This window comes from Lapillicoccus sp., from assembly GCF_036559105.1.
In the GTDB taxonomy this organism is placed as follows: domain Bacteria; phylum Actinomycetota; class Actinomycetes; order Actinomycetales; family Dermatophilaceae; genus Lapillicoccus.
This window is the reverse complement of record NZ_DATBTV010000102.1, coordinates 14,280-38,812: the sequence shown is the minus strand read 5'-3', so window position 1 is coordinate 38,812 and position 24,533 is coordinate 14,280. Positions and strand designations below refer to the sequence as shown.

Here is a 24,533-nt window from a genome sequence, read left to right as displayed (position 1 = left end):
CCGCGGTGTTCTTCGCGTAGGTCGCTGCGTGCCGGGGATCGTCCTTCACCAGGCGCGCACTGATGGCCTCGGCCACGGCGGCATACCGCGAGGGGTCGAGCCAGAAGTGGGGGTCGCTGCCCGAGTGACCGTGGTCGTCGTGCTGCGGGTCGGTCTCGCCCGCGTGCCCGGACTCCTCGGCGAGGGTGAGAGTCAGCTTGGCCGCGTCGGCGACGTCGAGGACCTTGGCCGGGTCGACGAGGCCCACGGCCTCGTCGACCGCCGGCTGGAACCCGTCGGCGTAGACGACGAGTCGCGCCTTGGTCATGCCGCCGATGTCCTGCGGCGCGAGCTCGAGGTCGTGCGGCTCGGCGCCGGGCTTGGTGAGGACCGTGACCGGGACAGCGCCGCCGGTGATCTGCTGCGTCGCGAACTGGATCGGGTAGAACGAGGTGACGACCACGTCCTCTGCCGCCGACGTGCCGCCGCTCGCCCCGGACCCGCAGGCTGCAGCAGAAAGGACGATCGTCGTCGCGGCGGCCAGGGCGGGTAGGAGCCTGCGCAGGGTCGGGGGAGCGGAGGGCATGGACCCATCCTCACGCAAAATGAGAATGATTGTCAAAACCGTTCTCGTCCGGAGGTGAAAGGTTCAGCCCGCGGGGACGATCCGGACGACGGCGACGGCAATCGCGAGCACGAGCACCGCGATACGCATCAGGCGCTCGGGCCGGGTGAGTCGCTGCCACGTGAGGAAGAGCAGCCACCCGACGAAGGCCGACACCACGAGGAAGGCGATGCCGCCCCACGGCCGCGGTGCGAAGACGCCGACGGCGAGCAGAACGATGAGCACGCCGAACGCGACCGGCCGCGGGACGGTGTTGAGACGCTCGACCCACGGGGCCGATGCGTGCTCGAGACGGGAACGGAAGCTCAGGGCCACGTCACGAGCCTAGGGGACGCGACGGCATACCCCGGACGCGTGGCAAACCACTGGCGCGAGCCCGATAACCTGTGCGGCATGGCCAAGCAGACATCCATCGTGGACACCGTCGTCAGCCTCTGCAAGCGCAGGGGCTTCGTCTTCCCGAGCGGCGAGATCTACGGAGGCACGCGGTCTGCCTGGGACTACGGCCCCCTCGGGGTCGAGCTCAAGGAGAACATCCGCCGGCAGTGGTGGAAGGCCATGGTCACGAGCCGCGACGACGTCGTCGGCCTCGACTCCTCGATCATCCTCCCGCGCGAGACGTGGGTCGCCTCGGGCCACGTCGGCACCTTCACCGACCCGCTCGTCGAGTGCCTCAACTGCCACAAGCGCCGCCGCCAGGACCACCTGCAGGAGGCGCTCGCGGAGAAGAAGGGCATCGCCGACCCCGACTCGGTCCCGATGACCGACATCGTGTGCCCCGACTGCGGCACCAAGGGCCGGTGGACCGAGCCGCGCGACTTCCAGATGATGCTCAAGACCTACCTCGGCGTCATCGAGGACGAGTCGGGTCTGCACTACCTGCGCCCCGAGACGGCCCAGGGCATCTTCGTCAACTTCCTCAACGTCATGCAGGCCTCGCGCAAGAAGCCGCCGTTCGGCATCGCCCAGACCGGCAAGAGCTTCCGCAACGAGATCACGCCCGGCAACTTCATCTTCCGCACGCGCGAGTTCGAGCAGATGGAGATGGAGTTCTTCGTCAAGCCCGGCGACGACGCCGAGTGGCACCAGTACTGGATCGACGAGCGCACCCGCTGGTACACCGACCTCGGCATCAACCCCGAGAACCTGCGCCACTACGAGCACGCGCCGGAGAAGCTGTCGCACTACTCGACGCGCACCGTCGACATCGAATACCGCTTCCGCTTCGCCGGGTCGGAGTGGGGCGAGCTCGAGGGCATCGCCAACCGCACGGACTTCGACCTGTCGACGCACTCGAAGCACTCCGGCACCGACCTGCAGTTCTTCGACCAGACGACCGGCGAGAAGTACACGCCGTACGTCATCGAGCCCGCAGCCGGCCTGTCGCGCTCGCTCATGACCTTCCTCGTCGACGCGTACGCCGAGGACGAGGCGTGGCACCAGAAGTGGATCGACGACCGCACCGCGTGGTACGTCGGCCTCGGCATCAACCCCGACAACCTGCGCCACTTCGAGCACCCCAAGGAGAAGCTCTCCCACTACTCCAAGCGGACCGTCGACATCGAGTACCGGTTCAACTTCACCGGTTCGGAGTGGGGCGAGCTCGAAGGCATCGCCAACCGCACCGACTTCGACCTCACGACGCACTCGCAGCACTCGGGCACCGAGCTCGTCTACTTCGACCAGACGACGGGTGAGCGCTACACCCCCTACGTCATCGAGCCGGCGGCCGGCCTGTCGCGCTCGCTGATGACCTTCCTGGTCGACGCCTACGCCGAGGACGAGGCGCCCAACACCAAGGGTGGCGTCGACAAGCGGGTCGTGCTGCGGCTCGACCCGCGGCTGGCCCCGGTCAAGGCCGCGGTGCTGCCGCTGTCGCGCAACGCCGACCTCTCGCCCAAGGCCCGTGACCTGGCGGCCCAGCTGCGGCAGCACTGGAACATCGACTTCGACGACGCCGGCGCCATCGGCAAGCGCTACCGCCGCCACGACGAGATCGGTACGCCGTACTGCGTCACGGTCGACTTCGACACCCTGGAGGACCAGGCGGTGACCATCCGCGAGCGCGACTCGATGGCGCAGGAGCGGATCGCGCTCGACCAGGTCGAGGGATGGCTGGCGCAGCGGCTCGTCGGCTGCTGACCGCCTTCCCAGCGACGGGGGTCAGTCGGCCAGCTTGAAGGTCAGCCGGGTGACCCACTGGTCCAGGTCGGGCTGCTCCACGGGGTTCGTCTCGTACCACTCGACTCGGTTGGCCCACACCTCACCGTTCGCCGAGGGGTGCTTGTCGAAGTGCAGGCCCTCGTTGCCGGCCCAGGAGAGCAGGCCGACCGTCGCGTCGTACAGCCCGTCCGGGTGCCCGACGAGCCTCGTTGAGGCATACCGGCCGGCGGGCAGCACGCCCGACTCGACGTCTGCGCCGACCTCGAACGGTGCGGCGACGGGTACGCCCGCCTGGACCACCATGGCGCGCGCCATGTCGATGACGAGGTAGCGCAGGAAGGGCGCGCCCGCCGGCGCATGCCCACGGGCAAGGAGCCACCTCACCAGACCGGGGATCTCGTCCGCGATCTCGCTCATCGTCGACATGGTCACCGTCTTGGTGACGCCGACGAACGGCTGCTCGGGCAGGTCGATGACGGCGTACGCGCCGGGCTGGGGGTCGCTCATACCCCTGAGACTCGCACGCGACTCGCAACTCATCGGCACGTACCCGTCGGCCCGGGCAACGGCGGAAGACCGGACGTTGGTTGCGGCGGCAAACCGATGAGTTGGCGTCGGTGGGCTGGTCTACCGTCGACGAACACCGAGGAGGACGAGACCATGGCCGCCCAGGGACCCGGCTCGACTTTCGCCAGCCGGCGCAGCGGACCTTCCTGCACCTGCTGCTCAACACGCTGACCGTGTCGGTCATGAACTTCACCGTGTGGTTCGCAGTGACCTTCTGGGTCTACCTCGAGACCCAGTCGGTGTTCGCCACCGGCATGATCGCCGGGATCTTCCTCATCGCCATCGCGTCGACCGGGATCTGGTTCGGCAGCCTCGTCGACCACCATCACCAGAAGCGGGTCATTCAGGCCTCGGCGGCGGTGTCGCTGGTCATCTACACCGCCAGCCTCGTGCTCTACCTGCTCACCCCGGACGAGACGCTCCGCCCCGACGAGCCCGTTGGATCGGGCCGCGGTTCGGAACCGGCCCGGACCGGGGGATCGCCTCGTCTTCGTCGTCATCGGCATCATCGGCCTGGTAACCACGCTGCTCGCCCTGGGCAGCCGCTACTACCGCGACCTCAGCGCCGCGGTCGCCGGTGGACGGAACGAGCCGGACGACGAGAACGGGTATGCCCAGGTCGCTCCGGGCTAGCGCGCCGCGACCGACCGTGACAACGGTCATGGGCGAGTCGTGACGAAGGGACCTCACGCCCGGTCCCTCGAACGACCATCCTGGACGACATGACCATGAGGACCACCACGTCAGCGGGCCCGAACGGGTCCACGCCGGGCGTGCTCGGGGGCACCGACCTCGCCATCGCGGCGACGGGGCTGCGCAAGGACTTCGGCTCCGTCCACGCCGTGCGCGGTATCGACCTGGAGATCCGGCAGGGGGAGATCGTCGCGTTCCTCGGCCCCAACGGCGCCGGCAAGACCACGACGATCGACATGATCCTCGGTCTCTCCGACCCCACCGCCGGCGCCGTCACCGTGCTCGGGCAGACCCCTCGGAGCGCCATCGCCCACGGCCTCGTCGCCGCCGTCATGCAGACGGCCGGCCTGCTCAAGGACATCAGCGTCCGCGAGACCCTCGAGCTCACGGGCTCGCTCTTCGTCCACCGCGTCTCCGTCGACGCGGTGATGAAGCGGGCCGGTATCTCGGACATCGGCGACCGACGGGTCAACAAGTGCTCCGGCGGCCAGCAGCAGCGGCTCCGGTTCGCCATGGCCCTGCTGTCCGACCCCGAGCTGCTCATCCTCGACGAGCCCACCACCGGGATGGACGTCACCGGGCGGCGCGACTTCTGGGCGGCGATCCGTCAGGACGCCACCCGGGGGCGCACCATCCTCTTCGCGACGCACTACCTCGAGGAGGCCGACGAGTACGCCGACCGCATCATCCTCGTCCGCCAGGGCGAGATCGTTGCCGACGGCACAGCGGCCCAGATCAAGGCCATGGCCGCCGGTCGCACGGTCCGCGCGACGGTTCCGGGCGTGACCCCCGCCCAGCTCGAGGCGGTGCCCGCGGCCGACTCCGTCGAGCTGCGCGGCGAGATCGTCCGGATCCACTCGAAGGACTCCGACGCGGTCGCCCGCTACCTGCTCACGCAGACCGACGCCCACGACCTCGAGATCGAGTCGCGCGGCATCGAGGACGCCTTCATCGCCCTGACCGCCGACGCGCAGGACGACCCGACCACCACCACCGCTGGGGAGACATCATGACCACCGCCGTCAGCGACGCCGCGGAGCCGGCATACGCCGCCCGCGCCGAACGCCGCGTCCCGCCGATGGGCGGGCTGAACCCGACCCTCCTGCGCATCGAGCTGCTGCGGGTGCTCCGCAACCGCCGCACGATGATCTTCACGCTGGTCATGCCGGCGGTCTTCTACCTGATCTTCGGCGTCGGCCAGAGCTACGCCACCCAGAACGCCGGACGGGGCAACGTCGCGGCCTACATCATGATCTCGATGGCCGCCTACGGCGCGATGATCGCGTCGACCGGTGGTGGGGCGATGGTCGCCACCGAGCGGGCGCAGGGCTGGAGCCGACAGCTGCGGCTGACCCCGTTGTCGCCGGTGGCGTACGTGTTCGTCAAGCTGCTCACCGCCATGGTGCTCGGTGCTCTCGCGGTCCTCGTCGTCTACGTCATCGGTGTCTTCACCAAGGCGCAGATGGACACCGTCGGCCTCTGGGTCGCGACGGCCCTCATCGCCTGGGCGGGCTCGCTCGTCTTCGCGGCGTTCGGCCTCTTCATGGGCTACCTGCTCCCGAGCGAGAACGTCATGCAGATCATCGGCCCCGGCCTCGCGATCCTGGCCTTCGCCGGGGGGCTGTTCATCCCGCTCGAGGACGGGTCGACCCTGCAGAAGATCGCGCAGTTCACCCCGATGTACGGCATCTCGTCCCTGGCCCACGCCCCCCTCACCGGAGACGCGGTCCAGTGGAGCTGGGTGCTCAACGTCGTCGCGTGGCTGGTGATCTTCGCGGGCGGCGCCATCTGGCGGTTCCGCAAGGACACGGCGCGGGTCTAGCGTCGTGAGCGTGTCCGACCCCGTCGCCCAGTACGACACCAGGTTCAGCTGGTGGGCCGCACTGGGCGCCGGGGTGTGGCTCATCTTCCTGGCCCCGGCCGCCGCGGCCGGCTGGGCCGCGCGCGAAACGATGGCCGGCTGGCTCGGCCTCTGCGCCCTCGCCGGCTTCTGCTTCCTCTACGTCTGGTCGTTCATCTGGGCCCGCCCCTACCGGCACGATGGCCGGCTCTTTCGCACGGTGCAGCCCCAGGCGCTGGCCATCCTCGGCGGCCTGTTCGCCCTGGGCGCCGTCATCGTCCTCACCCTCCACCAGGACGGCCTGGCCACCGCCGTCTACGTCGCCGTCGCCGGCATCACGATGCTGCCGCCTCGCTGGTCGCTCCCGCTGGCCGGCATCCTGGCCCTCGGAGCGGAGGCGCTCGCGCGCACAGTCCCCGGATGGGAGGGCGCCGACGGCGTCGGCCTGTCGGTGCTCCTGGCCAGCTTCGCGGTGTGGGGGATGTGGACCGCGATGCGACGCACTCGCGACCTGCTCGCCGCCAAGGAGGAGAACGCCCTCCTCATGGTCGACCAGGAACGCGCACGGATGGCCCGTGACCTCCACGACATCCTCGGCCACTCGCTGACCGTCATCGCCGTCAAGGCCGAGCTCGCCGACCGGCTCGTCGACGTCAGCCCGGAGCGCGCCCGCGCCGAGATCGCCGACATCCAGCGCCTCTCCCGCGACGCCCTCGCCGACGTGCGCCGCACCGTCGACGGAGTGCGAGAGCTGAGCCTGCCGGCCGAGCTGGTCCGCGCCCGGTCCGCGCTACAGGCCGCCGAGATCACCGCGGACCTGCCCGGGTCGACGGAGCATGTCGCATCGGACGTGCGGGAGCTGTTCGCCTGGACCCTGCAGGAGGGGGTCACCAACGTGGTGCGGCACAGCGCCGCATCGCGCTGCACCGTCACGCTGGCCGCCGACCGGATCAGCATCGAGGACGACGGACGGGGTATGCGCTCCACGGACGCTTCTGCCCTGCGCGACGGTCACGGTCTCTCCGGACTTCGCGAACGGGCGGCCGCCGAGGGAGCCCATGTCGTCGTCGAGACGCCGCCGTCGGGCGGGTTCCGGCTCAGCGTGGTGGCGAGCACGAGCGCGCAGACCCCAGGCATCCCCGCGGGCCCGGCAGCCCCGGAGTCCCGGTGGGTCGAGGCGCCGGCCAGCCCTCGGCGAGTCGAGACGCCTCGGTGACGATCCGGCTCCTGCTCGCCGACGACCAGGCTCTCGTCCGCGGCGCGCTCGCCACCCTGCTCGAGCTCGAACCGGACATGACCGTCGTGGCCGAGGTCGGCCGCGGCGACGAGGTGGTTGCCGCCGCGCGCGAGACGAACCCCGACGTCGCCCTCCTCGACGTCGAGATGCCCGGGATGGACGGGATCGAGGCCACTCGCGAGCTGCACGCGGCGCTCCCGGACGTCAAGGTCGTCATCGTCACGACGTTCGGGCGGCCAGGGTTCCTGCGGCGGGCCCTGGTGGCCGGCGCGAACGGGTTCGTCGTCAAGGACACGCCCGCGCGCCAGCTGGCCGACGCCGTACGGCGGGTCAACTCGGGCCTCCGCGTGGTCGACCCGACCCTCGCGGCCGACAGTCTCGCGGTCGGGGAGTCGCCCCTGACGGCCCGGGAGACAGAAGTCATCCGTGCGGCTCGGGCCGGTGGCAGCGTGAGCGACATCGCCGGTGCGGTGTTCCTCTCCGAGGGAACCGTCCGCAACCATCTCTCCGCCGTCATCGGCAAGACCGGCGCCCGTAACCGGGCCGACGCCGTGCGGATCGCCGAGGAGAACGGCTGGCTGTGAGCCGCGAGGACCGGAGGCCCGCGACCCGGCTGGTCCTCGTCCACGGGTCCCGCCTGTCGGCCTCCCAGTGGGCGCCGCAGCAGTCGCGCGTCGCTGCCGACCCCACCCTCGGGTGGCTCGAGGTCGTCGTTCCCGACCTGCCGGGACACGGCCCCCGGTCGGCCGAGCCGTTCACCCTGGACCGGGCGGTGGGTGCCGTCGCGGCGGCCGTCGAGGCGGGAGTGCCGGCCGAGCGCGTCGTGCTCGCCGGCCACTCACTGGGCGGCTACGTCGCCGCGACCTACGCCGCCACCTACCCCGGCCGCCTCGACGGGCTGGTGATCCTCGGTGCGGCTGCCCGACCCCGGGGAGCCGGCGCCGCGGCCTACCGAGGGGTGGCCCTGCTCACCGAGCGCGCCGGACCGGACCGGATGACCCGGGTCAACGACCGGGTCCTCGGCCGGCTCTACCCGGCCGACCTCGTCGAGCCGGTCGTCGCCGGCGGGTACTGGTTCGGGCCGACGCGCACCGCGTGGCGCGAGGTCATGGCGCGGTGCGGGCCGCACCAGCTGCGCGAGGTGTCCTGTCCGGTGCTCGTGGCCGGCGGCGTCTACGACCAGCTCATGCTCGACGCGCGCCGGTATGCGCGGGCCGCGCCGCACGGTCGGATGGTCCGGATCCCCGGAGCGGGCCACCTCGCCGGGTTCGACCGGCCCGACGAGGTGACGGCGCTGCTCGTCGACTTCGTCCGCGGCGTGGCGGATGGGACACTGGAGCCGCCATGACCAGCACCGCGACCCTCGCCCCTCCGCTGCGGATCGGCCGGCACACCATCGGGTCGCCGGTCGTCCTCGCCCCGATGGCGGGCATCACCAACCGGGCGTTCCGCCGGTTGTGCCGCGACTTCGCGTCGGAGGGCGGAAGCGGCGACTCGGCGCTCTACGTCAGCGAGATGATCACGTCACGGGCCCTGGTCGAGCGCAACCCCGAGACGATGCGACTCATCCAGCACGACCCCGAGGAGCACCCGCGGTCGATCCAGCTCTACTCCGCCGACCCGACCACCGCCCGGGCCGCGGCGCGGCTGCTGGTCACCGAGGACCGGGCCGACCACATCGACCTCAACTTCGGCTGCCCCGTCCCCAAGGTGACCCGCAAGGGCGGCGGGTCGGCGCTGCCGTGGAAGCGCGACCTGTTCCGCGCGGTCGTCGGTGCCGTCGTCGAGGAGGGCGCCCGCGGCGACGTCCCCGTCACCGTCAAGATGCGCAAGGGCATCGACGACGACCACCTGACCTACCTCGACGCCGGCCTCGCCGCCCAGGAGGAGGGCGCAGCCGCGGTGGCGCTGCACGCGCGGACGGCGGCGCAGGCGTACTCGGGTACCGCCGACTGGTCGGCCATCCGACAGCTCAAGCAGACCGTCACCGAGGTACCGGTCCTCGGCAACGGGGACATCTGGTCGGCGGAGGACGCCCTGAGGATGGTCGACGAGACCGGCTGCGACGGCGTCGTCGTCGGACGTGGCTGCCTCGGCCGGCCGTGGCTGTTCGCCGACCTCGCCTCGGCGTTCGCCGGTTCGCCGGTAGGGCTGCAACCCACCCTCGGCGAGGTGACCGAGACGCTGCGCCGGCACGCCGCCTACCTGGTCGAGTTCTACGGCGACGAGAACCACGGCTGCCGCGACATCCGCAAACACATCGCCTGGTACCTCAAGGGGTTCCCCGCCGGTGGGACCGTGCGCAGCTCGCTCGCGCTCGTCGACTCCCTCGCGGCCCTGGACCGGCTGCTCGACGGGCTCGACCCGGACGCGGCGTGGCCCGGCGACCCCGCCGAGGGTCCGCGGGGGAGGGCCGGCAGTCCGCGTCGCGTGATCCTGCCCGAGGGCTGGCTCGCGTCACGAGAGCTGTCGCCCGAGCACGCGGCCGAGGTCGCGGCGGCCGAGGAGCACCACTCCGGCGGCTGACGGTGGTCGCCGCTAGGGTCCCGGCATGGGTTCACGGCACGGTGGCACGCCGGAGAAGCCTGCGCTGTTCTTCGACGGTCCCGAGGATTTCCGGGCGTGGCTCGAGCAGCACCACGAGACCGAGACCGAGCTGTGGATGGGCCTCAACAAGAAGCACGTCGCCGACGGCGGGTTGACGTGGGCCGAGGCCGTCCCGGAGGCGCTGTGCTTCGGGTGGATCGACTCGCGGGCGGAGGGCATCGACGACGACACGCGTCGGCAGCGCTGGACCCCCCGCAAGAAGACCAGCAGCTGGAGCCGGGTCAACCTCGACCACGTCGACCGCCTTACCCGCGAGGGACGGATGCGGCCGGCCGGGATCCGCGCCTGGGAGGCGCGGCGGGAGGACCGGCAGGCGATCTACTCCTACGAGCAGGGCGGGGTGCCCACCCTCCCGGAGGCGTATGCGGCGCAGCTGGCGACCAACCCCGCCGCAGCGGCGTTCTGGGCGGAGACGACGGCCAGCTACCGGAAGATCTGTATCAACTGGGTGCAGACCGCCAAGCAGCAGGCCACGAACGACAAGCGGATGGCCCAGCTCGTCGAGGACTGCGCCGCCGGCCGGCTCATCCCGAGCCAGCGCTACGGCGAGATCCCGAAGTGGGTCGACCGGGCCGCTGCGGCCGCAGCCGCAGCCGCAGCCGGCTCCAGCTGAGGGTTGGCCGCGACAGGAGGTTGACTACCCGGTCGGGTCACCGTTTCGGTCGCTGCCACACCTGACTGGGTACTCGACCCGGTACTCAACTGGGCACTCGACCGGGTATCCGACTCGGGGGACCCAGCGTGACCCAGGGTGACCGACCGTCACGCCGGCGCAGGCCGCGCTCGGGACTAGGCTCGGCCCGTGGCCTGGTTCTCGCGCAAGGACAAGCAGGACGATGCTCCCGTGGAGGGGGACGCCACGTCGCGGTCGATGGTCTCGCAAGCCGATCCGGAGGACGTGGAGCTGCCGTTCCGGCCGGCCATCGAGCGTCTCGGCGTCGAGGAGCAGCAGCGGCTCGCGGCTGGTCGCGCGGCGGTCGAGAAGGCCGGTCTCGACGTGACCGACCTCGACGCGCTGGGCGCCGCCTTCGACGGGGCCCTCGCCACGTGGCAGTCCGCGAGCAAGGGTGACCGGGACGACGAGCGGCAGATCGTGGAGCGGTTCGCGATCGCGATCGGCGAGCACCTGCACCGGAAGACCGACCTGAGCTGGGCACGAGTCACCGACGCGTTCGGGACCGACCTCGCGGTCGCCGGAGGCAAGGACGACTTCGTCGTCGTTCCCGGCAACCTCGTCGCCGCGCGCTGGATGAACGCCGAGTCCGGCTGGGTCCCGGGCGTCGTCGGTCACCTGGTCCGGGTCCGCGCCGACCGCTGAGCGTGCGAACCTCGGACGTGGGGGTCCGGCCGATCAGCCCCGACGGGCGATCTTGACGGCCGTGCCGTAGGCCACGACCTCCTGGTAGCCCTGCCCGACCTCGTTCGCGTCGAACCGCATCGCCAGGATGGCGTCCCCTCCGCGGGCCTGAGTCGCGTCGACGAGCCGCTCCATGGCCTCTTCGCGGGTCTGCATCAGCTGCTTGGTCAGGCCCTTGAGCTCGCCACCGACGAGGGACTTGAAGCCCGCTCCGAGCTGGGCGCCGACGTTGCGGGAGCGCACGGTCAGACCGGTCACCTCGCCGAGCACCTCGGTGACGTCGTAACCGGGGAGGTCGTTCATCGTCGAGATCAGCATGGCGGCAGCCTCCCATATAGGGCGACGCGCCGGACGGCCTAGATTCACGAGTGTGGGCACGACGGGCAGCTACGGCGCACGCGATCGCGAGCGCTGGATGGCGGAGGACCCTGCATACCAACGGGCCGACCGCGACGACTTCGCGCGCGACCGGGCCCGGCTGATCCACTCGGCGGCGCTGCGCCGGCTTTCGGCCAAGACCCAGGTGGTTCAGCCCGGGAGTGACGACTTCGCCCGAACCCGGCTCACCCACTCGCTGGAGGTGGCGCAGATCGGCCGCGAGTTCGGGGCGGTGCTCGGCTGCGACGCGGACCTCGTCGACACCGCCTGTCTCGCCCACGACCTCGGCCACCCGCCCTTCGGCCACAACGGCGAGGAGGCGCTCGACGCCATCGCGGCGGAGATCGGCGGGTTCGAGGGGAACGCACAGACGCTGCGCATCCTCACCCGGCTCGAGGCCAAGCGGTCGCACCCGGACGGCCGCCCCGCCGGTCTGAACCTCACGCGCGCCAGCCTCGACGCCGCGACCAAGTACCCCTGGGCCCGGGGCGAGTCGGTCTGGGGGACCAAGAAGTTCGGCGTGTATGCGGCGGACCTGCCGGTCTACGAGTGGTTCAGGGCGGGCGTCGAGCCGGGTGTTCGGTGCCTTGAGGCTGACGTCATGGACTGGTCCGACGACGTCGCCTACTCCGTCCACGACATCGAGGACGCCATCGCCTCGCGCACCATCGACCCGCGCATGCTGCACTCGCCCAGCGAGGTCGCCGTGGTCTTCGGCCGGGCCCGGTCGGCCTACGCACCGGACCTGGACGAGGACGACTTCGCCCGCGCCCTCGACCGGCTGCTGGCCACCGGCGCGATCCCCGACGCCTACGAGGGGACCCGCCCCGACCTGGCCGTCCTCAAGGACATGACCAGCCGCCTCATCAGCCGGTTCGTTGTCACGGTCGAGCGGGCCACCCGTGAGAAGCACGGGGGCGGACCGCTGACGCGGTACGACGCCCACCTCGTGGTCCCCGACGAGGTGCGGGCGGAGGCCTCGGTGCTCAAGGCGCTGGCCGCTCACTTCGTGATGTTCGCCGAGGTCCGGGTGGGCGTCATGACTCACCAGCGCGAGGTGGTGGGGGAGCTGGTCCACTGGTTCGCCGCTGACCCGGACCGGCTCGACGAGGATCTCCGCGCCGACTACGCCGCGGCCGTCGACGCCGCGGAGCGCCTGCGCGTCGTGATCGACCAGGTGGCCTCGCTGACCGACGGACGCGCGCTGGCGTTGGTGACGGCCGGGTCCTGAGGCACATCACCGGCCGACCCCGACGACCCGTACCCTGTGGCGGTGAGCGCAGCCAAGGCCATCGGCGGCCTCGTCGTCCTCGGCGTCGTGGTCGCCGGCGGGCTCTTCGTCGGGGACCGCTACGCGGAGTCACGCGCCGAGGAGTACGCGGTCGGTGTCGTCTCGCAGAGCATCCCCACCACCGCGCCTCCGGTGGTCGACATCAAGGGCTTCCCCTTCCTGACGCAGCTGATGGGCGGGACGCTCGACGAGGTGACCGCGACCGCCGCCGGGGCGACCCTCGAGGGGATCCCGGTCACCGACGTCGCCGTGGACGCGACCCAGGTCAACGTCCGGCCGCCGGCGGGCCAGCAGCCCTCGGCCGGCCATGCGACGGTCGCGGCGACGATCCCGACCGACTCGCTGGAGAAGGTGGTCAAGGACAAGACCGGCCTGTCGGTCCAGCTGGCCGTGGACGGGTCGGCGGTGAAGGCCTCGGGCAACGTGCTCGGGCTGCCCCTGACTCTCAGCCTGGTCCCGACGGTGACGAACGGGAAGCTGCTCGTCGACGCTCAGGGGCTGACTCTCGGTGGTCGCGAGATCTCCGCGCAGTCGCTCCCGGGAGCGCTGCGCGAACGGGTCACCGCGATAGAGGTGCCCGTCGAGGGGCTGCCCGCCGGCCTGGTGCTCAGCCGCGCCGACATCGTCCCGAACGGCTTGCGCATCACCGCAGACGGCACCAACGTCGTCGTCCCGCAGACCACGACCGGCTGACGCTGTGGGCGGGCCCGGCCCTGGTCCGCGCGCCGACCTAGACTCGCCTCGTGGCGGGACGGATCGTGGCGGAGGACCTCGCCACGCTCAAGGAGCGGACCTCGATCGAGGAGGTCGTGCGCGAGCACGTCACTCTGCGCCGGTCCGGTAGCAGCCTCGTCGGCCTCTGCCCGTTCCACGACGAGAAGAGCCCGTCCTTCAACGTCAACCCCACGACGAACCACTACTACTGCTTCGGCTGCGGTGAGGGCGGCGACGCCATCTCGTTCGTCCAGAAGGTGGAGCACCTCACCTTCACGGAGGCGGTCGAACGGCTCGCCACCCGGATCGGCATGGAGGTGCGTCAGGAGGACGGCGGCACGAGCCGCCGTGACGACGTGGGCATCGGCCGTCGGGCTCGGCTGGTCGAGGCGCACCGCGTCGCCCAGGAGTACTACGCCGACCAGCTGCTCGACACCGGCAACGCCGCCGCTCGGGCCGGCCGCGACTTCCTGCGCGCGCGCGGGTTCGACGGCGCGGCGGCCACGCTGTTCGGGATCGGGTATGCGCCCCGCGGCGGCGAGGACCTCGTCCGCCACCTGCGCGTCAAGGGGTTCCAGGACGATGAGGTGGTCGCGGGCGGCCTCGCCGGGCGCGGGTCCCGCGGCCTGTACGACCGGTTCCGCGGCCGACTGGTGTGGCCGATCCGGGACATCACCGGCGACTGCGTGGGGTTCGGTGCCCGTCGCCTCTACGACGACGACCGGATCGAGGCGAAGTACCTCAACACGTCCGAGACCCCGCTCTACAAGAAGTCCACGGTGCTCTACGGGCTCGACGCCGCCAAGAAGGCGATCGCCCGCGACCGGACCGCTGTGGTCGTCGAGGGCTACACCGACGTGATGGCCTGCCACCTCTCCGGTGTCGAGACGGCGATCGCGACCTGCGGGACGTCGTTCGGCGTCGACCACATCAAGATGCTTCGCCGGATCATGCGCGACGAGGCCGACCTCGCGCCCTCGAAGGTCGTCTTCACCTTCGATGGCGACGCCGCGGGGCAGAAGGCGGCGATGCGCGCGTTCGGCGAGGACCAGCGGTGGGCCTCCCAGTCCTTCGTCGCCGTGGCGAAGTCCGGCATGGACCCGTGCGAGCTCCGGCAGGCCGACGGTCCGGAGGCGGTCAGGGCCCTGGTCGACGATGCCGTGCCGATGTTCGAGTTCGCGGTGCGGACAACGATCGGGCGCTACGACCTCGACACCGCCGAGGGTCGGATCCAGGCCATGCGGGCCGCGGCGCCGATCGTGGCCGGCATTCGCGACCAGTCACTCCGGCCCGAGTACGCGCGGGTGCTCGCCGGCCTGCTCGGCGTCGAGGTCGAGCCGGTCACCGCCGAGGTGGCCCGGGCCGGAAAGGCCGGTAGCCGACCCGCGTACGAGACCCGTCGCCACCCCGAACCCACCGAGGCGCAGCTGGAGCCCACCGCGGACGAGCTGCGCGACGCCCTGCCGCGGCCCGACCTGCGCGACCCCGTCGTCATCGCCGAACGGCAGCTCCTGCAGGTCGTGCTCCAGCAGCCCGGTCTGCTCGAACCCGGTGGGCTGGACGGGCTCGACGGCACGTCGTTCTCAGCCCCGGCGCACCGGTCGGTGTGGGACGCCGTCGTCACCGCCGGGCGGCCCGACGGCTCGACCGCGGCGTGGACCGACGCGGTGGCCGCGGCCGCGCCCGGGGCGGTCCAGCCCCTCGTGGCCGAGCTGGCGGTCGCCCCGCTGCCGGTCACGCCGGACCGCGCGACCGGCCTTCCCAGCCGCCGGTATGCGGCGTCGCTCGTCTCCCGACTCCGCGAGGTCGGGCTGACCCGCCAGATCGCCGACGCCCTGAGCCAGCTCCGCCGCAGCGACAGCGCGCCGGAGCCCGACCCGGCGGCCCAGCGAGAGCTGGGACTGCGGCTCCAGGGGCTCCAGCGCGAGCTGGCCGATCTGCGTGACCAGCAGGAGGGTTGATGCGGTTGTCGATCAGGGGACGACGTTCCGACGACCTGCCCGACGACGTCGTCGCGGCGCTGCGGGGCGCCGACGGCGGCAAGGTGCTGTCGGCCGCGCCCGAAGCCGACTCCCGGGCCTGGGTGGTGGCCGAGACCTACCACCTGGCGCTCGTCGACCCCGGCCGACCGGAGGGCGAGCGCCTCGTCTGGTCGAGGCCGTGGCACGAGGTCGACTCCGGGTCCTGGAGCCGCGAGGCGTCGACCCTGACCGTCACGTGGGCCGACCGGAGCCGACCGGGCCAGTGGCGGCTCGGTGAGGGAATGCGCGAGCGGGTGTTACTCCAGACGCTGCGCGAGCGGGTCCAGGCCACCGTCGTCCTCGGGGAGGACCTCCCGCTCAGGGGGCGCCGGACCGGACGCGCTGTGATCCGGCAGGACCTGCGCAGCGGCGAGCTCGTCGAGCAGGTCGTCCTCGGCCGCGGCGTCCAGGCCGACGAGGAGGTCGCAGCCGCGTCGGCCAGCACCCTGGCCTGGCTGCGCGAGCAGATCGGGATGCCGCAGCCGTAGCCCCGGGCCGGCCGAATGCCGGCCCCATGCCGGCCGATCCAGGCCGATTCCGCGAACCCGTGTCCGGGTTGCTAACCTTTCCCGCGCACGTCACCCAGACGACCGCGGTCCCCCATAGCTCAATTGGCAGAGCAGCCGACTGTTAATCGGCAGGTTCTTGGTTCGAGTCCAAGTGGGGGAGCAGACTCCCGATCGGGGCCAGCAGGGGCCGTCGGCCCCGCAGTTCCAGCGACACCGCGTCGTGGCGCAGGCCGCGGACGCCGGGTCCCGCGTACGAGTCGATCTCCTCGGGTGCGGGCACCCGTCCGCACGCCGGACAGCGACCGCTCGGCTCGAGCGCCGCGGCGCACGGCCGGTGTTCGAAGACGCGACGCCGCCCCGCCGGGGCGAGGTGCTCCTCGCCCCACTGGGTCATGGTGAACAGGACCGGCCACAGGCTGCGGCCGCGGTCGGTGAGGACGTAGTCGTGGCGAGCGCCACGGGGGACGGTGGCCAGCAGCCCGGCGTCGACGAGCGCCCCGAGCCGCTGGGTGAGCACGGCCTTGGAGATGTCCAGGTGCGTCTCGAAGTCGGCGAACCGGCGGACCCCGAGGAAGCAGTCGCGCAGGATCAGCAGTGTCCAGCGTTCGCCGACCACCTCGAGCGTGCGGGCGAGCGAGCAGTCCTGCTGCGCGTACTCCGTTCCGAGGGCCATGGGAACAGAGTACCCGAACAGTCTGTTCACCAGACCAATCTGGTAGCGTTCGCGACACCGACCCCGGGAGGCCGCTCCATGCGCCCGACACCTCGCTCCACCCTGACCGTCGCCGCGCTCGGGACCATGCTCGCGCTGGTCTCGTTCAGCGCGCCGGTCGCGGCCATCGGCCCGATCAGCCAGGCGCTCGGCGCCGACGTGGCCGGCCGCACCTGGATGGTCAGCGCCATGAGCATCGGCCTCGGGGCCACCCTGCTCACCGCCGGTACCCTCGCCGACGACCGGGGTCGGCGGCGGGTGTTCGTCATCGGCCTCGTGGTGCTGGCCCTCTCGTCCGCGGCCGGCGCGGTCGCCGCGTCGCCGCTCGTCTTCACGCTGGCGCGCGCGGCCCAGGGCGTGGGCGACGCCGCCGTGGTCGCGGCCAGCCTCGGCCTCATCGCGGCGACCTTCGCTCCCGGTCCGGCCCGGGCGCGAGCGAGCGGCGTGTGGGGCGCGAGCGTCGGTGCGGGGATCATGGTCGGCCCGCTGCTCACCTCCGAGCTGGACCGCTACGCGAGCTGGCGGTACGCCTACGCGCTCATCGCCGTGGCCGCAGTGGCCCTGGCCGTCGTCGCCCGGCGTCGCGTTCCGGAGTCGACGCGCGGCACCCGCCGCGGCCTCGACCTGCCGGGAGCCGTGACCTTCGCCGGCGCGGTCTGCGCATTCCTGGCCGGTCTGGTCGAGGGCCGGCTCGGGTGGGGCCGGCCGGTCGTGCTCGTGCTGTTCGTCCTCGCGGCGGTGCTGTTCGCCGCCTTCGTCCTGGTCGAGCTGCGGTCGGCCCGGCCGATGCTGGACCTCCGGCTGTTCCGCGAGCGCGGCTTCGTCGCGGCCACCGTCGCCGGTTTCGCAGTGGGGGCTGGCGTCATCGCGCTCGTGCAGAACCTCCCCGTGCTCCTCGGGCAGGCCTTCGGCGTGCCCGCCACGACCACCGCCTATCTCGCCGTTGTCTGGTCGGCCACCAGCGTCGTCACGGCGCTGGCGGCCCGCTGGCTGCCGGCGTGGCTTCCGGGACGCGCGCAGCTGGGCCTCGCCCTGCTGGGGGTCGCCGCCGGGCAGCTGACGATGGCCTTTGTCGGCCCGTCCTGGACGTGGCTGGCCTTCATGCCCGGGATGTTCATCGCCGGCGTGTTCAGCGGCGTGCTCAACGCCGCACTCGGCCGCGAGGCGGTCTCGACCGTCCCCGAGGGGGAGGGGGCGCTGGGCAGCGGCGCCAACAACACCGCCCGGTACCTCGGCTCCGCCGTCGGGGTCACCGTGGTGGCGGTCATCGCGGCCGCCGGTCAGGACCAGGGCGTCCAAGGACTCCTCGACGGCTGGAACCACGCCGCCCTCGTCACCGTGGCCGTGTCCGTCGTCGGCGGCCTGGTCGCCCTGCTGCTCCACGATCCCCGGCGCTCGGCACCCGCCCACAGCGACGAGCGGACCGGTATGCGCGTGGCCTCCGCCCGCGACTGACCTCCGTCGCGGGCCCGAGACTCAGCGCCGGGAGTCGGCTTCCCCGGGGTCGAGATCGATGTCGAGGTCCTCGCCGCCGACCTCGAACTCCGACAGCTCCACGTCTCCGGCAACGACCAGCGGCACCGCCCCGCCGCCGCCGGCACCGATCGTCACCCGGCCGCGCTGCCGCAGGCGGCGCTCGACGTAGGCCGCCAGCGAGGTGAGGGCGTAGTTGATGACGATGTAGATCGCCGCGATGACGATCATGGCCGGGACGATGTTGCCCCAGGTCGACCCGATCCGCTGGTAGTTCGTCAGCAGCTCGTTGTAGGTGATGATCTGGCCGAGCGCGGTGTCCTTGAGGACCACGACCAGCTGGCCCACCAGGGCGGGGAGCATCGCCGTGACCGCCTGCGGCAGCTGGATCGCCCGGAGCGTCTGACCGCGGGTGAGCCCGATCGCGAGTCCCGCCTCGGACTGGCCCTTGGGCAGGCTGCCGACGCCCGACCGCAGCAGCTCCGCCACGACGGACCCGTTGTAGAGGGTCAGGCCGGTCACGACGGCGGCGAGCGGGTTGACGTCGGCGACGAAGATGTTGTTGAACGAGTAGAAGTAGAACGCGCCGAGCATCATCACCAGGACCGGGACGGACCGGAAGAACTCGACGACCACGCCGCAGAAGACCCGGATGACCGTGATCTGCGACATCCGGCCGATCCCGAAGAGGAACCCGAAGATGCCCGCGAGGACGATCGAGATGACGGCGGCCTTCAACGTGTTGAGCAGACCCGGGACCAGGTAGTCGATCCACACGTTGGCGTCGATGTCGTTGACCTCGAGCCCGAGGAACATCGCCCACTTGTCGTAGGTGAGGTTGCCCTTGCTGCCCAGCTGGAACAGGGCGAAAACCAGGAAGGCGAGGATGAGGAGGCCGCCGAGGATCCCGGCCAGGCGGTAGCGCGCGCGGGCCCTGGGCCCCGGAGCGTCGAAGAGGACGGAAGCGCTCATCGCTTCACCGCCAGTCGGCTCGACAGGTAGCTGGTCAACAGCCCCATCGGGAGCGTGATGATGACGAACCCGATGGCGACGACCAGGAGGATGAGGAGCGCGAGGTCGGAGCGGAACTCGGTCATCTCGCGCTGCAGGCCGGCGATCTCAGCGACGCCGATCGCGGTGGCCACCGTGGTGTTCTTGGTCAGGGCGATCAGCGTGTTGCCGAGCGGCGTGATCGCGCCCCGGAACGCCTGCGGCAGCATCACTTCGCGCAGGCTCTGGGTGAAGGTGAGCCCCACCGACCGGGCGGCTTCCGCCTGACCCGTCGGGACGGTGTTGACGCCGCTGCGCAGCGACTCGCAGACGAAGGCCGCGTGGTAGATCGACAGGCCGATGACGGCCCAGATGATGTTGTTCCGCGCCAGGTCGTCGCTGAAGCTGAACCCGAGGTTGACGATCATGACGATGTTGCAGGCGATGATGATCAGCGTCAGCGGGGTGTTCCGCACGATGTTGACGTAGAGGGCGCCCACCCGCTGCAGCAGCGGGACCGGCGACACGCGCAGGATCGCCACGATGGTGCCGAGGACCAACGCCCCGATGGCTGAGAAGAAGGTCAGCACTAGCGTCATGCCGAACGCGGAGAAGACGTTGTACTGGGACAGCAGCTCACCCATGAGGCCTTCGGCCCTCTCGTCGGTGTGGATCTGTCGAGGTCAGGTGGTCACGTACTCGGCGCCGCACGAAGGGGGTATGCCGCCCGCCCGCGTGAGCGGGCGGCACACCCCTTGTTCGTGGTGCTGCTCAGCCGGTGGCGCCGCTCGACGCGCCGCACGCTGCGGGCTTGGGCGGGTTACCCGCACCGGGCTTGAAGCCCGACGGGCCGAGGTTCTTCTCGACCGCCTTCTGCCACTCACCAGAGCTGATCCACTTGTTGACCGCGTCGGTGACCTTCTGGCAGAGCGCCGTGTCGCCCTTCGGCAGGCCGACACCGTAGTTCTCCGTGGAGAACGTCTGCCCCACGACCTTCAGCTGGCCCTTGTTGGCCGCCTGGGCGGCGTAGCCGGCGAGGATCGTGTTGTCGGTCGTCAGCGCGTCCACGTTCTTGGCCTTGAGGGCGTCGACGCAGAGCGTGTAGGTGTTGTACTCCTGCAGGTTGACGCCCGGGACCTTCTTCTGGACGTTCACCGCTGACGTGGAGCCCTTGACGGAGCAGAGCTTCTTGCCGGCCAGGGAGTCCGGTCCGGTGATCGACGCGTCGTCGGCCCGGATGAGCAGGTCCTGACCGGCGATGAAGTAGGGACCGGCGAAGTCGACGTCCTTCTTGCGGGCGTCGGTGATGGAGTAGGTGCCGACGATGTACTTGACCTGGCCGGTCTTGAGCAGCGTCTCGCGCTGCGAGGAGACCGCCTCGACGAAGGTCGGCGTGTAGTTGAGCTCCTTGGCGATGTAGTTGGCGAGGTCCACGTCGAAGCCCGAGTAGGTCGAGCCCTCCTTGAGGCCCATTCCGGGCTGGTCAAACTTGATGCCGACCTTCACCGCTTCTGCGGCGCCGCCTCCGGTGGCCCCTCCGCCCCCGCTGGAGCCTCCGGGCGTGCCGCTACCACAGGCCGCGAGGCCGATGGCGGCGAGCGCCACCACCGTGGCGGCGCTGATCCGTCCGAGTTTCATTCTGGTGTTTCCTCCCTGTTGTGCCCGCGCGATTGGGCGTGATCTGGGGTGAGGTCAGTGGGTGAGGATCTTGCCGAGGAAGTCCTTGGCCCGCTCCGTCTTGGGGTGGTTGAAGAAGTCGTCGGGAGTCGCGTCCTCGAGGATCTCGCCGTCCGACATGAAGACGACCCGGTTGGCCGCCCGGCGCGCGAACCCCATCTCGTGGGTGACGACGATCATCGTCATGCCCGACTTCGCCAGCTGGATCATGACGTCGAGGACCTCGTTGATCATCTCGGGGTCCAGCGCGGAGGTCGGCTCGTCGAAGAGCATGACCTTGGGGTCCATCGCCAGTGACCGGGCGATCGCGACGCGCTGCTGCTGACCACCGGAGAGCTGGGCGGGGTACTTCTCGGACTGGTGGGCGACACCGACGCGCTCGAGCAGCTCCTTGGCCCGCTGCTCCGCCGCCGACTTCTTCTGCTTGCGGACCTTGATCGGACCGAGCGTGACGTTCTCGAGGATCGTCTTGTGCGCGAAGAGGTTGAAGCTCTGGAACACCATCCCGACGTCGGCGCGCAGCTGGGCCAGCTCCTTGCCCTCCTCGGGCAGCGCCTGGCCGTCGATGGCGATCGACCCGGACTCGAACGTCTCCAGGCGGTTGATGGTGCGGCAGAGGGTCGACTTCCCCGACCCGGACGGACCGAGGACGACGACGACCTCACCCTTGCCGACGGTCAGGTCGATGTCCTTGAGCACGTGCAGCTCGCCGAAGTGCTTGTTGACCGCCTTGATCTCGACCATGGGCTCACCGCCCTTGGGTGGAGGGGGCTGCGGAGGCATCGAGGCGTCCGAGTCCTGCGCTGAGTCCGCCGGTGCGTCGGTCATTTGCGCAACCTACCGGTCGGCACGTTTCGTGGGGGTTACCGGCGCTTCATTGGCACCGAATTGTGAAGAAGGCGTGAGAGCCACCTGCGGACTTGCCGGGTATCCGTCGATGGTCGAGCCGCCGTCCGTCGCGGATGCCGCAGCGACCGAGGACGCGGTCAGGTGCTGCGCCGGGCTGGAGCGTCCCGAGCCTCAGCCGCAGCTACTCAGACATGCCTGAGTAGTTCCGGCCCGATCGGGCGGTTCGGCCGATACTTCTCAGACCTGCCCGCAAAGTAGTCGCCCGTGGCGTTCGTGCGGAGGGCGTTCGTGCGGAGGGCGTTCGCTCGGAGGCGGGCAGTTCCGCAACCGACTGCTGGTGGTCAGTCGTCCTGGTTGAGCCGCCGAGCGACGGGTACGGGACACGTATGACCGATCACACGCATACCAACACCGCGTCGAGCTCAGCGTCGCTGGAGACCGTCCAGTCGATCATGAAGGACGTCCGGACCAGCATGTTCGTCTCCACCGCCGACGACGGCAGCCTCCACGCGGCGCCGATGACCACGCAGGAGGCGGAGTTCGACGGCGACGTCTGGTTCATCGCCAGCAACCGCTCCGAGACGGTGCGCAACCTCAGCAGCCGCCCGCACGTCAACGTGTCCTACGCCGGGACCAGCGCATGGCTGTCCCTCACCGGCTCGGCCCACGTCGTCGACGACGCCGAGAAGAAGAAGGAGCTCTGGAACACCTTCACCGAGGCGTGGTTCCCCGAGGGTGAGGACGACCCATCGGTCGTCGTCGTCAAGGTGTCGGGCGAGTCGGCGCAGTACTGGGACAGCCCCGGCCGGCTGGCCATGACCCTTGACATGGTCAAGGCTCGGGTGACCGGCAACCCGCCGAAGTCCGGAGACACCGGCACGGTCGACCTGGAGGGTGCCTCATGACCTCGTCACCCCTGGAGGGCAAGACCATCGCCTTCGCCGTCGCCAACGAGGGCATCGAGCAGGTCGAGCTCGAGCAGCCCTGGGACGCCGTCAAGTCCGCCGGCGGCACACCGGTCCTCGTGTCGTTGGAGTCCGGCAAGGCCCAGGCCTTCAACCATCTCGACAAGGGCGACGCGTTCGAGGTCGACACGACGTTCGCCGAGGCGTCCGTCTCGGACTACGACGGTCTCGTGCTGCCGGGCGGAGTGGCCAACCCGGACGCGTTGCGGGCGGACAAGGACGCGGTCCGGTTCGTCAAAGGATTCGTGGACGCCGGCAAGCCGGTCGCCGCGATCTGCCACGCGCCCTGGACCCTGGTGGAGGCGGGGGTGCTCAGCGGGCGCCGCCTCACCTCGTGGCCGAGTCTCCAGACCGACATCCGCAACGCGGGTGGCACGTGGGTGGACGAGGAGGTCGTCCGCGACGGGTGGCTGGTCACCAGCCGCAAGCCCGACGACCTTCCGGCGTTCAACCGCGAGCTGGTCGACCTCTTCTCCGGCGCCGCCGGCTAGTCACCCGTACCGCCCGCGGGCCGCGGGCGGTACAACTCTGGTATGCCCGCACCAGGGGTGGATGCGCCGTGACGGGCCTGCGGGCCCGGGCCCAGGTGCCGACGCTGCCCGCCGGGCGCGGCGCATACGAGAGCTTCTTCCTCAAGGCCGCGGCTCCGGAGGGCGGGCGCGCGGTGTGGGTGCGCTACACGACGCTCCGGTACGCCGACGGTCGCCTGAGCGGCGCCCTCTGGTTCACGGCGTTCGGTCAGGGACCGCCGGTCTCACTGCGCCGGCTTGTCACTTCCGACGAGGTGGGCTACCCGGCGGGCGCGTACGTGGACGTCGCTGGAGGGGTGCTCGCCGCCAACTCGGCGAGTGGGCATCTCACCGTGGGTGGGACGACCGTGTCCTGGGACCTGGCCTTCGACGACGGCCTCGCCGCGTTTCGGCACCTTCGGCCCGACCGGCTCTATCGCTCACCACTGCCCCGTACCAAGCTCGAGACCCTCAACCCGGCGTCGACATTCGGCGGCACGTTCAGCATCGACGGCATGGAGGAGGACGTCGCGGGCTGGCGCGGGATGGTCGGACACAACTGGGGAGCGGAGCATGCCGAGCGGTGGGTGTGGTTGCAGGGGAACGACATCGGCGTCGACGGCTGTCACCTCGACATTGGGGCCGGGCGGCTCCTCGTCCGCGGCCGACTCACCCCCTGGGTGGCCAACGGGCTGCTCGTCCTCGACGGGGAGCGGCTGCGGTTGGGCGGCCTGACCCGGCTGCGAGGGACCTCCGTCGACCTGTCAGGGCACGAGTGCTGTTTCCGGGTGACCGGTCGAGACGTGGAGGTCTCCGGTCTGTTCCGGCGTCGCGCGGGCGACTCGGTCGGATGGGACTACGACGGTCCTTCGGGCGAAGCACACCATGTCGTCAACTCCTCCATCGCCGACCTCAGCCTCACCGTGCGACGCCGGCGGGGGACCCGGCACCTCGCCCTCCTCGCCGGGGCGGTCTACGAGACCGGCTCCCGCGAGCCGGCACCCGACGTCCCTGCGGGTCTCTCCGGGTAGGGGGTTAAGGCTGTCGGCGAACCGGCGCGCGTCGTAACTCCGCCAACCTGACCCCAACCTGCATCAGAGCCGGGGCCGGTGCCTCCTGTCCACCATGCAGCACGACCATGCGCCCAGTGAGGCGTCGGCCCGGGAGAGGGGCCTCGACGCCTCGGAGCTGTCGCCGCTGCCGTTGGTCTACTGCCCGGAGTGCGGGATGCCGGCGTGGGTGGAGTGGCGCGACGACGGCGGGACTGGTGGGGTCGCCCACGTGAAGGTGCACTGCTTCGCGCGGCACTGGTTCCTCATGCCCGAGGAAGGGTTGACCGCGGCGTGAACCTTATGAGAGGTTTCTATCGATAGAAGT

28 protein-coding genes and 1 tRNA gene are annotated in these 24,533 nt (G+C 70.9%); 20 read left to right on the top strand and 9 right to left on the bottom strand.

Features of this window, described 5'->3' with window-relative positions; genetic code table 11:
* Together VIG79_RS13255 and VIG79_RS13250 are read right to left on the bottom strand one after the other, a co-directional pair.
* A partial coding sequence (locus tag VIG79_RS13255) for a metal ABC transporter substrate-binding protein (protein WP_331886348.1) occupies nt 1-565 on the bottom strand: 565 nt, incomplete at its 3' end.
* 63 nt (nt 566-628) lie between these two features.
* Nucleotides 629-919 (bottom strand): DUF6703 family protein, encoded by a 291-nt coding sequence (locus VIG79_RS13250; protein WP_331886346.1) that lies wholly within the window; start codon nt 917-919, stop codon nt 629-631.
* Nucleotides 920-997: 78 nt separating this feature from the next.
* Here VIG79_RS13250 and VIG79_RS19840 point away from each other — a divergent pair, with 78 nt between their 5' ends.
* Nucleotides 998-2,746: a glycine--tRNA ligase gene (locus VIG79_RS19840; RefSeq protein WP_414672631.1), complete on the top strand. Its 1,749-nt coding sequence runs from the start codon at nt 998-1,000 to the stop codon at nt 2,744-2,746.
* Between the two features lie 21 nt (nt 2,747-2,767).
* On the opposite strand, the gene VIG79_RS13235 is transcribed toward VIG79_RS19840, so the two are convergent.
* Nucleotides 2,768-3,274, bottom strand: a complete 507-nt coding sequence (locus VIG79_RS13235) for a GyrI-like domain-containing protein (protein ID WP_331886344.1) — start codon at nt 3,272-3,274, stop codon at nt 2,768-2,770.
* Nucleotides 3,275-3,384: 110 nt separating this feature from the next.
* Between VIG79_RS13235 and VIG79_RS13230 the strand changes: the two genes are divergently transcribed.
* From VIG79_RS13230 to VIG79_RS13190, 9 genes are all read left to right on the top strand, one after another.
* Nucleotides 3,385-3,987, top strand: coding sequence for a hypothetical protein (locus VIG79_RS13230; RefSeq protein ID WP_331886342.1), 603 nt, complete (start codon nt 3,385-3,387; stop codon nt 3,985-3,987).
* Between the two features lie 75 nt (nt 3,988-4,062).
* Complete coding sequence (locus VIG79_RS13225) at nt 4,063-5,040, top strand: ABC transporter ATP-binding protein (protein WP_414672634.1); 978 nt, start codon at nt 4,063-4,065, stop codon at nt 5,038-5,040.
* Complete coding sequence (locus VIG79_RS13220) at nt 5,037-5,849, top strand: ABC transporter permease (protein ID WP_331886338.1); 813 nt, start codon at nt 5,037-5,039, stop codon at nt 5,847-5,849. Before VIG79_RS13225 ends, VIG79_RS13220 begins: the two co-directional genes overlap by 4 nt.
* A 10-nt stretch (nt 5,850-5,859) precedes the next feature.
* Nucleotides 5,860-7,083: a sensor histidine kinase gene (locus VIG79_RS13215; protein WP_331886336.1), complete on the top strand. Its 1,224-nt coding sequence runs from the start codon at nt 5,860-5,862 to the stop codon at nt 7,081-7,083.
* Nucleotides 7,080-7,688, top strand: coding sequence for a response regulator transcription factor (locus tag VIG79_RS13210; protein ID WP_331886334.1), 609 nt, complete (start codon nt 7,080-7,082; stop codon nt 7,686-7,688). The genes VIG79_RS13215 and VIG79_RS13210 overlap by 4 nt, the downstream gene beginning before the upstream one ends.
* Nucleotides 7,685-8,452 (top strand): alpha/beta hydrolase, encoded by a 768-nt coding sequence (locus VIG79_RS13205; RefSeq protein ID WP_331886332.1) that lies wholly within the window; start codon nt 7,685-7,687, stop codon nt 8,450-8,452. The genes VIG79_RS13210 and VIG79_RS13205 overlap by 4 nt, the downstream gene beginning before the upstream one ends.
* Nucleotides 8,449-9,630: a tRNA dihydrouridine synthase DusB gene (gene dusB / locus VIG79_RS13200; RefSeq protein ID WP_331886330.1), complete on the top strand. Its 1,182-nt coding sequence runs from the start codon at nt 8,449-8,451 to the stop codon at nt 9,628-9,630. The genes VIG79_RS13205 and dusB overlap by 4 nt, the downstream gene beginning before the upstream one ends.
* A 25-nt stretch (nt 9,631-9,655) precedes the next feature.
* Nucleotides 9,656-10,324 carry a YdeI/OmpD-associated family protein gene (locus tag VIG79_RS13195; RefSeq protein ID WP_331886328.1) on the top strand — a complete coding sequence of 223 codons (669 nt, stop codon included), beginning with the start codon at nt 9,656-9,658 and terminating at the stop codon, nt 10,322-10,324.
* Between the two features lie 189 nt (nt 10,325-10,513).
* Nucleotides 10,514-11,029: a DUF3806 domain-containing protein gene (locus tag VIG79_RS13190; protein WP_331886326.1), complete on the top strand. Its 516-nt coding sequence runs from the start codon at nt 10,514-10,516 to the stop codon at nt 11,027-11,029.
* A gap of 33 nt (nt 11,030-11,062) precedes the next feature.
* On the opposite strand, the gene VIG79_RS13185 is transcribed toward VIG79_RS13190, so the two are convergent.
* Nucleotides 11,063-11,386, bottom strand: coding sequence for a YbjQ family protein (locus VIG79_RS13185; RefSeq protein WP_331886324.1), 324 nt, complete (start codon nt 11,384-11,386; stop codon nt 11,063-11,065).
* A gap of 97 nt (nt 11,387-11,483) precedes the next feature.
* Here VIG79_RS13185 and VIG79_RS13180 point away from each other — a divergent pair, with 97 nt between their 5' ends.
* From VIG79_RS13180 to VIG79_RS13160, 5 genes are all read left to right on the top strand, one after another.
* Nucleotides 11,484-12,677, top strand: coding sequence for a deoxyguanosinetriphosphate triphosphohydrolase (locus VIG79_RS13180; protein ID WP_414672633.1), 1,194 nt, complete (start codon nt 11,484-11,486; stop codon nt 12,675-12,677).
* A 42-nt stretch (nt 12,678-12,719) separates the two neighbouring features.
* On the top strand, nt 12,720-13,430 hold the full coding sequence (locus tag VIG79_RS13175; protein ID WP_331886320.1) for a DUF2993 domain-containing protein: 711 nt from the start codon (nt 12,720-12,722) through the stop codon (nt 13,428-13,430).
* A gap of 50 nt (nt 13,431-13,480) precedes the next feature.
* A complete protein-coding gene (gene dnaG / locus VIG79_RS13170) occupies nt 13,481-15,412 on the top strand; it encodes a DNA primase (protein WP_331886318.1) in 1,932 nt (643 codons plus the stop codon).
* Nucleotides 15,412-15,960, top strand: a complete 549-nt coding sequence (locus VIG79_RS13165) for a hypothetical protein (RefSeq protein WP_331886316.1) — start codon at nt 15,412-15,414, stop codon at nt 15,958-15,960. Before dnaG ends, VIG79_RS13165 begins: the two co-directional genes overlap by 1 nt.
* Nucleotides 15,961-16,068: 108 nt before the next feature.
* Nucleotides 16,069-16,141, top strand: a tRNA-Asn gene (locus VIG79_RS13160).
* Here VIG79_RS13160 and VIG79_RS19835 read toward each other — a convergent pair.
* Entirely contained in the window at nt 16,103-16,654 is a 552-nt protein-coding gene (locus tag VIG79_RS19835; RefSeq protein ID WP_414672632.1) for a winged helix-turn-helix transcriptional regulator, read from the bottom strand. The genes VIG79_RS13160 and VIG79_RS19835 overlap by 39 nt on opposite strands.
* Before the next feature lie 78 nt (nt 16,655-16,732).
* Here VIG79_RS19835 and VIG79_RS13155 point away from each other — a divergent pair, with 78 nt between their 5' ends.
* Complete coding sequence (locus VIG79_RS13155) at nt 16,733-18,148, top strand: MFS transporter (RefSeq protein ID WP_331886314.1); 1,416 nt, start codon at nt 16,733-16,735, stop codon at nt 18,146-18,148.
* Nucleotides 18,149-18,169: 21 nt separating this feature from the next.
* Here VIG79_RS13155 and VIG79_RS13150 read toward each other — a convergent pair whose 3' ends face one another.
* The 4 genes from VIG79_RS13150 to VIG79_RS13135 form a co-directional block, all read right to left on the bottom strand.
* Complete coding sequence (locus VIG79_RS13150) at nt 18,170-19,138, bottom strand: amino acid ABC transporter permease (protein WP_331886312.1); 969 nt, start codon at nt 19,136-19,138, stop codon at nt 18,170-18,172.
* The gene (locus tag VIG79_RS13145; RefSeq protein WP_331886310.1) at nt 19,135-19,800 is read right to left on the bottom strand and encodes an amino acid ABC transporter permease; all 666 of its coding nucleotides are present in this window, start codon (nt 19,798-19,800) and stop codon (nt 19,135-19,137) included. Before VIG79_RS13145 ends, VIG79_RS13150 begins: the two co-directional genes overlap by 4 nt.
* A 127-nt stretch (nt 19,801-19,927) precedes the next feature.
* Nucleotides 19,928-20,794 (bottom strand): glutamate ABC transporter substrate-binding protein, encoded by an 867-nt coding sequence (locus VIG79_RS13140; RefSeq protein ID WP_331886308.1) that lies wholly within the window; start codon nt 20,792-20,794, stop codon nt 19,928-19,930.
* 54 nt (nt 20,795-20,848) lie between these two features.
* The gene (locus VIG79_RS13135; protein ID WP_331886350.1) at nt 20,849-21,577 is read right to left on the bottom strand and encodes an amino acid ABC transporter ATP-binding protein; all 729 of its coding nucleotides are present in this window, start codon (nt 21,575-21,577) and stop codon (nt 20,849-20,851) included.
* Between the two features lie 491 nt (nt 21,578-22,068).
* Here VIG79_RS13135 and VIG79_RS13130 point away from each other — a divergent pair, with 491 nt between their 5' ends.
* From VIG79_RS13130 to VIG79_RS13115, 4 genes are all read left to right on the top strand, one after another.
* Nucleotides 22,069-22,587, top strand: a complete 519-nt coding sequence (locus VIG79_RS13130) for a pyridoxamine 5'-phosphate oxidase family protein (RefSeq protein ID WP_331886306.1) — start codon at nt 22,069-22,071, stop codon at nt 22,585-22,587.
* Nucleotides 22,584-23,138: a type 1 glutamine amidotransferase domain-containing protein gene (locus VIG79_RS13125; protein ID WP_331886304.1), complete on the top strand. Its 555-nt coding sequence runs from the start codon at nt 22,584-22,586 to the stop codon at nt 23,136-23,138. Before VIG79_RS13130 ends, VIG79_RS13125 begins: the two co-directional genes overlap by 4 nt.
* A gap of 68 nt (nt 23,139-23,206) precedes the next feature.
* Nucleotides 23,207-24,187, top strand: coding sequence for a hypothetical protein (locus VIG79_RS13120; protein WP_331886302.1), 981 nt, complete (start codon nt 23,207-23,209; stop codon nt 24,185-24,187).
* A gap of 94 nt (nt 24,188-24,281) precedes the next feature.
* Complete coding sequence (locus tag VIG79_RS13115) at nt 24,282-24,503, top strand: hypothetical protein (RefSeq protein WP_331886300.1); 222 nt, start codon at nt 24,282-24,284, stop codon at nt 24,501-24,503.
* Nucleotides 24,504-24,533 lie beyond the last annotated feature (30 nt).

Bases quoted from the DNA above. Each gene is read 5' to 3' on its own strand.
- VIG79_RS13140 (WP_331886308.1), bottom strand. From the start codon at position 20,794: ATGAAACTCGGACGGATCAGCGCCGCCACGGTGGTGGCGCTCGCCGCC.
- VIG79_RS13180 (WP_414672633.1), top strand. From the start codon at position 11,484: ATGGCGGAGGACCCTGCATACCAACGGGCCGACCGCGACGACTTCGCG.
- VIG79_RS19835 (WP_414672632.1), bottom strand. From the start codon at position 16,654: ATGGCCCTCGGAACGGAGTACGCGCAGCAGGACTGCTCGCTCGCCCGC.
- VIG79_RS13235 (WP_331886344.1), bottom strand. From the start codon at position 3,274: ATGAGCGACCCCCAGCCCGGCGCGTACGCCGTCATCGACCTGCCCGAG.
- VIG79_RS13225 (WP_414672634.1), top strand. From the start codon at position 4,063: ATGAGGACCACCACGTCAGCGGGCCCGAACGGGTCCACGCCGGGCGTG.
- VIG79_RS13155 (WP_331886314.1), top strand. From the start codon at position 16,733: ATGCGCCCGACACCTCGCTCCACCCTGACCGTCGCCGCGCTCGGGACC.
- VIG79_RS13195 (WP_331886328.1), top strand. From the start codon at position 9,656: ATGGGTTCACGGCACGGTGGCACGCCGGAGAAGCCTGCGCTGTTCTTC.
- VIG79_RS13185 (WP_331886324.1), bottom strand. From the start codon at position 11,386: ATGCTGATCTCGACGATGAACGACCTCCCCGGTTACGACGTCACCGAG.
- dusB (WP_331886330.1), top strand. From the start codon at position 8,449: ATGACCAGCACCGCGACCCTCGCCCCTCCGCTGCGGATCGGCCGGCAC.
- VIG79_RS13150 (WP_331886312.1), bottom strand. From the start codon at position 19,138: ATGAGCGCTTCCGTCCTCTTCGACGCTCCGGGGCCCAGGGCCCGCGCG.
- VIG79_RS13145 (WP_331886310.1), bottom strand. From the start codon at position 19,800: ATGGGTGAGCTGCTGTCCCAGTACAACGTCTTCTCCGCGTTCGGCATG.
- VIG79_RS13135 (WP_331886350.1), bottom strand. From the start codon at position 21,577: ATGGTCGAGATCAAGGCGGTCAACAAGCACTTCGGCGAGCTGCACGTG.
- VIG79_RS13220 (WP_331886338.1), top strand. From the start codon at position 5,037: ATGACCACCGCCGTCAGCGACGCCGCGGAGCCGGCATACGCCGCCCGC.
- VIG79_RS13130 (WP_331886306.1), top strand. From the start codon at position 22,069: ATGACCGATCACACGCATACCAACACCGCGTCGAGCTCAGCGTCGCTG.
- VIG79_RS13165 (WP_331886316.1), top strand. From the start codon at position 15,412: ATGCGGTTGTCGATCAGGGGACGACGTTCCGACGACCTGCCCGACGAC.
- VIG79_RS13115 (WP_331886300.1), top strand. From the start codon at position 24,282: ATGCAGCACGACCATGCGCCCAGTGAGGCGTCGGCCCGGGAGAGGGGC.
- VIG79_RS19840 (WP_414672631.1), top strand. From the start codon at position 998: ATGGCCAAGCAGACATCCATCGTGGACACCGTCGTCAGCCTCTGCAAG.
- VIG79_RS13125 (WP_331886304.1), top strand. From the start codon at position 22,584: ATGACCTCGTCACCCCTGGAGGGCAAGACCATCGCCTTCGCCGTCGCC.